This is a genomic window from Parabacteroides sp. An277, from assembly GCF_002159645.1.
Taxonomy (GTDB): Bacteria; Bacteroidota; Bacteroidia; order Bacteroidales; family Tannerellaceae; genus Parabacteroides.
In genome coordinates, this window is the sequence record NZ_NFJB01000063.1 from 1 (window position 1) to 8,631 (window position 8,631).

Sequence of the window (8,631 nt, forward strand, 5' to 3'; positions counted from 1 at the left end):
GCCCTTATGTGTTTCAACGGGTTATTTATGGGAAAACAATCAGGCACAAAAAAGGGCGGACACACGGGTCCGCCCCTACAAGCATATTAATTGTCAATTGTCAATTCTCCATTGTCCATTGAGAATTACCACAGCGTGATGGGCTCCGGATATTCCACTACCAGCGGACTTCCGCCATCATACGTCTCAATACGGACTTTGTATTGTCCTTCCGTTAAGTCCGGGACCATCGTAAATTCACAACTGGTTTCTGTGACGTTGGTGATGGTCGCGGCCTTAATCCATTCGATGTAATCCTGATCATTGACGAGTCCGATGACGTGTTCCAGCGTACCGTCCTGTCCCTTCAGGGTAAAGCCTTGATATTCCACCATGGTTTGTTCATCCCGTCCGATTCGATGTGGATTCTCCGGGTCGCCTCCCTCTTTTTGGTAGACGGCGGTGATGGCCGGGGTTTCTTGGGGCTTTTGTGTCGGATCTTCTACGACAGGATCTTTTTCGTCGTCCACCGGTTTTGTATGCCCCATGCGCAGGTTGTATGCCTTCCGCGCGTCGTTAATCAATCGGTTGGTAGTTTTTATAAAGTTATCGAGTTCCTCGGTAGGTTCTACCACGCTATACGCGAACGCTACGGTTGTGATATAGTCGTATAAACCATCCAACAATTTCCGTATCTCTTTGGCCGAGCCCAAACTCTTCTGTTGTTTGACCGAACGCCCTTCCAGCGTAGCCCTGTATTGGGAGGCATTCTCTGTCAGTGCCTCGACTACATCGTTCATGCCTAAGGTAGCCGCATGAGTCGCCAGGTTTTCTTTCTGCAAATCAACCAACATGCCCTCCACTGCCTGTACCTCCTGCCGCTGCGGCAAATTCTGGCTCCCCTCGTAGGGCTTGAGCGCATTATACAATTCCGTCGCGGCCGTCCGCCGGGTAGCGATAGGAGATTTCATGCTCGAACGCAATGCCTCAAAAATATAAACAACCAGGTCGTCCGTTTGTTTATCAATATTCGCAATCTGGGCCGTCTCGTCTGATACCCGGCTCTGCTTCGTCATATCCTTCAGCAAATCCGTATTCGAACCATACGTGTCTACCAGATTTTGTTCCACATGTAGGTTCTCGGCCGTGGTTTCCACCAACAACGCGGCAAATTCGGTCGCAAAATAGGCGTATTCCAAGTTGTTCAATTTCTCTGCGCCGAACGCTTTGATTTTTGTAATCGGTTTCATAAGCTATATTTATTTAGATGAATACTTTATTTATCGATGTCGAAGATAGTCTTTTTCCGAAAAAGTCACTACAACCCGGTTTGCCTTTTAGGCTTATTTAAGAATTCCCCCTTTCGCCTACCGGGAAATATCGTTTAGAATCTAAATTAGGTGTTCCATCTGGTGAAAAATTAAATTCAGGGTCTAAATTCCATTTTCCGTATAAAAGAAAATTAAATTCAGACTCTCAATATCATTTCTCTTGTAAAAAAAAGCCAAATTCAGGGTCTAAATTTCATTTTTCATCAGACGGAAAGGCCAATTTAGACTCTAAATTTCATTTTCTAGTAGGAAAAATGCCTGATTTAGCATCTAAATGCTATTTTTTCTTCCTTTTTATTTGTCAATCTGATATAGAATGCCGAAATTTGCCCTTATTCTAAACTAAAAAACGTTTTTGATATGAAAAACATCTACTTGATTGCATTAGCTGCTTATGGAATGAGCCTTTTGCCAGCCGTCGCACAGACAAACGAGAAAGACCCCGCGCTTCGCAACCTGCCGGAGTCGATGTATGGGAAAGCAAAAACACAAAAATTGCTGAAGGAACTCCCGCCGATGCCCTCGCCCGAGGAGGTCGCGCGGAAAAACAAACTGAAAACGCCACTTACAGCCGCGTCTCAGCTCCGCGCCGCCACGACGATGAAGCTCGACAGCACGATTACGATGTATGCCGAAAGCAACACTTTGCCCGGCAAGCAAATTTATACGTATAACGAAGCGGGGAAGGTAACCTCTGAAACCAGTTATTACAAATGGAACAACGTGTGGGAAGCCAACGGACATACGGAATACACGTATGATGCGGCCGGAAACAACACCCTCCGGCAACGGTTTTCATCGGATGGCCAATTATGGATTGAAGACCAATATACGTATGATTCGAATAACCGCATGACGGAAAACAGCACAATTTATTATGAAAATGGTATCCCCGAAGAAGAATATACCCAAGAATATGATGCCTCCGGAAATCAAATCCTTTACGAAGCCCGCCAAAAGGATGAAAACGGCGAATGGTACGTGTCTTATAGATATGTATATGCCTATGACAGCGAGGAACGGCAGACTACGTTTGAAGAATGGAATTGGAACGGAAGCGAGCTGCAGCTAGACAATGCGCAGTATTTCACTTATGACTCGGAAGGACGGCAGACACATAGTCAATTCAAATCGAGGAACGACGATTACCTCATCGTATATAGTTATGATTATGCGTATGATGCGCAAGGACGACAAACGCTTTACGAATATAAATCGGATGATGCCTCTCTGTGGAGACATCAGATAGAAACGTGGAGCTATGCCGACGATAACAGCGGCCTCTATACTTCTCTTGATTCCACGCGTATGAAAAATAACGATAACCGGCTGAACGTTTCTGCCTCCAGTTCGGATTGCACTTACGACGAGGATGGGAATGTATTGACAGAAGAAAGGTACGTTGCCGATCCTGCGACGGGCAACCGAGGTGCCATCGTACAGAGCAATACCTATACTTACAACGAAAACGGCCAAACGGTTTTAAGCGAATATAGTTATTATTCAAATGGCCTGTTGAACAGTAAGAATAAAACGGAAACGGAATACGAGGAAGATGGACATAGTTATACGAACTTGTATTATTACCAGCCTGCTGGTTCGGAAGAATGGGAGCTTACCAGCGGGGATAAATACGAATATGATTACGTGGATACGCGGAATTACTCATACATTTACTCTGATTTAGATGTAGAAACCAACGAATGGGTTGATTCCTATGGACGTAAATATGAATATACGGGTGATATTTACGATTATGAACGTTTCGCTTCAGATTGGAATGCGGAAACCGATGCGTGGGTCATCACGGGCGGAGAGAAGCACATTTCTGAAACGGCTGACGATGGAAGTGAACGCTATTATGATGCTTCGTGGGATACTTCCACAAACACGTGGTCGTTGAACTATGGCTATAAGACGGAAATGAGCGGCGACAACCCCCAGATAGAAACTCATTACAATTGCACTGGCGGACCGGAAGATTTCGAGCTATATAGCACGACCTATTCCTATTACTCCGCGCTCGCGACCGCCAACGAAACCCTCTCGCCAATCGCCACGATGAAGGTATACCCGACGGACGGAGGTCTCCGCATTGAAACCACGCAGGCAGGCACGATTGCCGTATATGCAATCTCTGGACGTTGCGTCTACATGGCTCCTGCAGATGGAAATATGGAAGTAAACGGACTGGATAACGGCATTTATATTGTAAAATGGCAAACCACTACAGGTGAGGAGACTATAAAAGTCCGTTTGAAATAAACCGTAAATGACAGATAAAATAGAAAAGGCTCCGTAGCATTGCGGAGCCTTTTTATTCTCCTTACAAATCCTTCAACCATTTCTTGCCGGACTTGGTGAAAGTCCAAAGGTAAATGCCGCCGACAATGACGACGCCTGCCACGTAAACAGCTAATAGATATTCCATAACTATCTCAATATTTTATGGGCCAGCATAGCCGACACATAAGTTAATAATACTCCTGTAATCGCAATCCCCCACAATGAGAGATTTTGGGCGATTTGTTGTTCTGCAAATTTTCCCATGAGCTAATAGTTGTTGGATTGATTGCTGCAAAGTTACTTTTTTTTCTTGGAAAGAGCGTATCGTCGGTGCGGTTATTTTTCAGTGAACCAGGAAGGCGGCTTTTCGGCGGAGGGTGTCGCCGTCGGGATGCCATAATTCGAGGTACATGATGTAGACGCCGCTTTCCAATGGCGTGCCGTCAAAGCCCTGTCCGTCCCATTCGAGGGTTCCGCTGGTGGCAAGCGATTCGTTGTCGACAAGCGACGCCATTTTCCGTCCGCTCATATCGAAGACCCAGCCACGCGCCGTATAGCCCGGTTTGTCTAATTGATACGTGAGGGCATACGTGCCGGAGGGTTGGAGCGTCGGGATGGAAATAGATTCGTTGCCTGTCGCTTCGCTGGAAGAAAAATGTTGCGAGTTAGGACTGCCAGGCGTACCATAGCCGACGGAAGAGGCAGCTGAGGTCCAATTGCTTGCCGAGTCGGATTCGCCATCGGGGTCGATTCGTTCCAACGCTACGCCCTTACGCTTCGAGGCCGAGACGGAATGCCATTTAGGAGAATAAGTTACCTCGTCGATAATCGCTTGGCTGGAGATGCGATAAAGCACGACGGATGCACCCGTGTTGGAGAATACAGGCAGCTTACATTCCAATGTGTGCGATTCATCCGGCATGTCATAGTATGTCCACACGCCTTCCAGCGATTTGGAGATGAGTAAATAATCTCCACTTTCCAATAATCTGTCGTAGGCCGAGAGCGAGTAGACCGTGTTGAGCGAGCCGTCGCTTTTACGCGTCGAGAGACACACATCGGCCAGCGACAAATCACGTTCCGAACGATTGAACAGTTCGATGTATTCGCTTCCGTCGGGGAACGGTTCGGGTAGGATTTCGTTGATAATGATTTCACCCGGCGCGGGATGCGGTAGGTTCGTATCTGTCGGATCCTCATCTTCTTTGTCATCCTCATCCTCTTCTTCTTCTTCGCTAGGAATGCCGTCCGAGTTCTCTTCGCCCGGCGTACCACCTCTCGGATCGGAAGAAAGATGCCAATTATTGGGTGCATATTCCCATGATTGGCCTGTTTTTGCCTTAGGATAGGTGTATTGGTCGATGATATCCCCTTCGTGGTTCTGGAGTACAAGTGATTTATCACCCGCATTCGCCAACGTAGGAAACTTATCCACCGGGCAATCCATTCCTGAAGTTAATGACATCTCCCGCCCGGAACGATAAAGTACCGCGAAGGCATGAGCCGGAATCGATATCCCGTCCAGAGCCGCTTTGTTCCGATTGTCGTACACTAAAGTACAGCCTGCGAGCGTTTGTGTTTCGTCCGATACATTATATAATTCGATATATTCTGTTTCGGGTAGTTCTTCCAATCCTTTCGGGTCGGCCATAACCTCGTTGATGCGGATAGCACCCATCTCGATTGGCGAGACGGGAAGGTGAGGCTCGTCTGGTTCCTCCTTCGGTTCATCCGGTTGAGGTTCCTCTTCTTGGAGAATGCCATCAGAATTGGCTTCTCCCGGCGTGCCTCCGCGTTCATCCGAGCAGACGTGCCAACCATCTTCGCCATATTCCCAGGATTTCCCCTCCTTGGCGGAACTGTACGTATATTGGTCGATAGTATCTGTATAATATATTAAGGAAAGGGATTTGCCATTGTTTGCTAAATTCGCCGGAAATTTATCCAATGCACAAACCGACGCAGAGGGTAAATCGAAATCCGCATCGCCTGTCCGATATAAAACCATATAATCTTGTGCCGCGATAGATACTTCGTCTAATGCCACTTGGGTAGTACCATATTGAAGAATCCACCCTTTTAAAGAGACCTCTTTATCTAACCTATTATATAATTCAATGTATTCAGTTTCGGGTAGTTCCTCCAGTCCTTTGGGATTGGCCATGATTTCATTGAGACGGATATCGCCTTGCGAGAAGATGCCAGAAGGTTGAGCAGGTTCTTCCTCTTCCGGTTCGTCGGGCTCTTCTTTTTCAGGTTCATCCGGTTCGGGTTCCTCTTCTTCCTCCTTTCCTTCTGAATTGGGTTCTCCCGGCGTGCCTCCACGTTCATCAGAAGAGAAATGCCAGCCAGAGTCGGAGTATTCCCAGGAGATGCCGGGTTTGGCTTCCGGGTAAGTGTATGAATCGATTACTTGGGCATTATGATATAATACAAGCGCTTTTCCATTATTGTTCATTTGTTTAAACTTATCAATGGGGCAAGCTGTACCTTCAGGTAAAGTCCATTCATGTTCAGAATGGTATAATACAAGATAGCTATTGGCGGAAATGGTTAATCCATCTAAAATGTATTTTCCAAGATCTCCGCCATAAGTAAGCATCCATCCGTCTAATGTAATATTATCATTTGAGGTATTATAGAGCTCAATGTATTCTATTTCATGATTAGCCATCACCTCATTAATCCTTACCATACCAGAAGGCGTGGGTTGTTCAGGTTTTTCCTCTTCTGGATTTTCTTCGGGTTCTGAAGAATCTTCAATTAATCGAACTTCTACCTTTCCATCTTCAACAGGTAGACCATCAATGTCTACAATACCTTCCCAATAGAAAGTATATTCTTTTCCTATTTCTAAGGTGAAACCATCTAAGACGACAATTTCTTCATTATCTAATAATTTGTGGTTGGGTTTAAATTCTTTATATTTGTTTTCTTTAAGGGTGAAGATTGCATTAGAGATGTCTATTTGACCTGTAAAGAATAGTTTTGCACCTGAATATCCAATTGCAGCTATACTATCAAACTTAATAGCACTTATTTCTGTATTTTCTGGTTCTTCTGGAATATTACCGGAATTACTATCTACACAAATTTCATCAATACCTAATTTATTCTTTCCTGATTTATTATGGGTAAACGTTATGTAAAAATAGGCTTGCGAAGATATTTCTATTTCATGTTCAAAAGAAAATATCTTTGTAAAGTTTTGAGTACTATATGAATCTCGAACATAGATGGTCCAATCTTTATAATCTTGAAGAACAATTTTTATTTGAGGCATTGACCTTTCTAATTTGAAGTCCACATCTGTCAATTCTTTTTCTTCATTGTTTATGCCATAGCTGAATTTTCCACTTCTGTTTCTACCAATACGTAAGTAAATGCCAGAAGGATTACTTGAATAGGATATAGGATAAATGATAATGTGATTTCCATTAGTTGGCTCTGTTTTGAGATTTAAATAGAAACTCCATTCAATGGTAGAACTTTGGGGTATAGAATAGGAATGCCATAAATGGAACTCCCCATCTCCATCTGGACCATTAAGCATTAAACATTCATCTTTGATTTTAAACCACTCTACATCGCCTGACCAATTATTAGGCCACGTATCGTTATCAAAAGTCTCTACAAACTGCCCATATCCTAAAATCGGCAGATTAATCCATAAGAATAGCAAAATTTGTTTCATAGCTAATCTGTTTTGTTTTTTATTGTTTATATTTGCAGCCCGTTAAGAGACGGGTTACCGTTAATTATGCATGCAAAGGTAAAACATATATATTATATATACAAATCGAACAAATTAAAAATTTGAGCTGAAAAATGAACGTAGCAATTGTTGGGGCAAGTGGTGCCGTAGGGCAAGAGTTCTTGCGTGTGCTTGAACAAAGAAGTTTTCCGATGGACAATTTGGTATTATTTGGTTCATCTCGGAGTGCCGGACGCGAATATATGTTTCGAGGAAAGTCTTATATCGTAAAGGAATTGAAACATAATGATGACTTTAAAGGAATTGACGTGGCGTTTGTATCAGCAGGAGGTAGTACGTCGGTTGAATTTGCGGAAACGATTACGAAGCATGGGGCCGTTATGATTGACAATTCGAGTGCCTTCCGTATGGAAAACGATGTGCCTTTAGTGGTTCCGGAAGTAAACCCGGAAGATGCGCTGAATCGCCCGCGTGGCATCATTGCTAATCCGAATTGTACCACGATTCAAATGGTAGTTGCATTGAATGCTATCGAGAAATTATCTCATATTAAACGAGTACATGTGGCTACCTATCAAGCTGCAAGTGGTGCGGGTGCTACAGCTATGGCGGAATTGATTAAGCAATACGAACAAATTCAGAAGGGCGAGGAACCTACGGTTGAGAAGTTTGCGTATCAGTTGGCTTACAATCTGATTCCTCATGTCGATGTATTTACTGATAATGGTTATACAAAAGAGGAAATGAAGATGTATAACGAAACTCGGAAGATTATGCATTCGGATATTGAAGTAAGTGCTACGTGTGTTCGTGTCCCTGTGATGCGTGCGCATAGCGAAGCAACTTGGGTGGAAACTGAACGTCCATTGTCGATAGAAGAAGTACGGAATGCGTTTGCCGGAGCCGAAGGAGTGATTTTGCAAGATAATCCTTCGAAGAAAGAATATCCGATGCCTTTGTTCGTGGCCGACCATGACGAAGTGTATGTAGGACGTATTCGTAAAGATTTAACTAATCCGAATGGACTTTCATTCTGGACGGTTAGCGATCAAATTCGTAAAGGAGCAGCTTTAAATGCCGTTCAAATTGCTGAGTATTTATTGAAGGTAGGAAATATTCGCTAACGAAAAATTTTCTCTTATAGCCTGGCTTCAGAAAAGAAGTTGGGCTATAAGGAAACAGAAATAAACGAACATCGAAAAGGAATCCCGTTATAAACGGAATCGAATCCCGTTATAAACGGGAGGGGATATAGTTGTAAAAAAGTAGGTTTGTAACTATCTTGGAATGAGGTATAATTAAAATTTCTCACAAAAAAGT

General features: G+C 43.9%; 4 protein-coding genes. 2 read left to right on the top strand and 2 right to left on the bottom strand.

The genetic code is table 11. The features are described from left to right. Window positions 1–125: 125 nt before the first annotated feature. Window positions 126–1,229, bottom strand: coding sequence for a DUF6261 family protein (locus B5F77_RS15000; RefSeq protein WP_087332226.1), 1,104 nt, complete (start codon window positions 1,227–1,229; stop codon window positions 126–128). Between the two features lie 441 nt (window positions 1,230–1,670). On the opposite strand from B5F77_RS15000, the gene B5F77_RS15005 reads away from it, so the two are divergent. Beyond that, complete coding sequence (locus B5F77_RS15005) at window positions 1,671–3,575, top strand: T9SS type A sorting domain-containing protein (RefSeq protein ID WP_087332228.1); 1,905 nt, start codon at window positions 1,671–1,673, stop codon at window positions 3,573–3,575. A gap of 364 nt (window positions 3,576–3,939) precedes the next feature. Here B5F77_RS15005 and B5F77_RS15010 read toward each other — a convergent pair whose 3' ends face one another. After that, window positions 3,940–7,290 (bottom strand): lamin tail domain-containing protein, encoded by a 3,351-nt coding sequence (locus tag B5F77_RS15010; RefSeq protein ID WP_087332230.1) that lies wholly within the window; start codon window positions 7,288–7,290, stop codon window positions 3,940–3,942. Between the two features lie 134 nt (window positions 7,291–7,424). Between B5F77_RS15010 and B5F77_RS15015 the strand changes: the two genes are divergently transcribed. Next, window positions 7,425–8,435 (top strand): aspartate-semialdehyde dehydrogenase, encoded by a 1,011-nt coding sequence (locus B5F77_RS15015; protein ID WP_087332232.1) that lies wholly within the window; start codon window positions 7,425–7,427, stop codon window positions 8,433–8,435. Window positions 8,436–8,631: the final 196 nt, after the last annotated feature.